Raw genomic sequence first — 387 nt, forward strand, 5'->3', positions numbered from 1 at the left:
GGCTTGGGTGGCTTCTGTCTTTTGCATCTTCTTGGCTTCCAGCGCACGCTCCATCAACGTCGTGCGCTCTGTATTTTGTAGCATACCGGCCAGCCAGGCGGGCGTGAGCTCGCGCTGCTGCACCAGCCAGCCGCCGCCCGCATCCACCAGGAAGCGGGCATTGGCGCTCTGGTGGTCGTCCACCGCGTGCGGAAAGGGCACGAACAGCGCGGCCGCGCCCACGGCGGCGATCTCGGTGACGGTGCTGGCACCGGCGCGGCAGATGACCAGATCGGCCTCGGCGAAGGCCGTGGCCGTGTCGTCGATGAAGGGCGTGAGCGTGGCCTGCACGCCCGCCGCCTCGTAGTTGGCGCGCAGCGCGTCGATCTGCGCGGCGCCGCTCTGGTG

At 69.3% G+C, this 387-nt stretch carries 1 protein-coding gene; it reads right to left on the minus strand.

Going from position 1 to position 387, the window contains the following annotated elements; genetic code table 11:
• Positions 1 to 387: glycosyltransferase (locus tag EN745_RS35800; RefSeq protein WP_281034812.1), on the minus strand; the 387-nt coding region annotated here is incomplete at both ends.

The organism is Mesorhizobium sp. M4A.F.Ca.ET.022.05.2.1, from assembly GCF_003998845.1.
Lineage (GTDB): Bacteria > Pseudomonadota > Alphaproteobacteria > Rhizobiales > Rhizobiaceae > Mesorhizobium.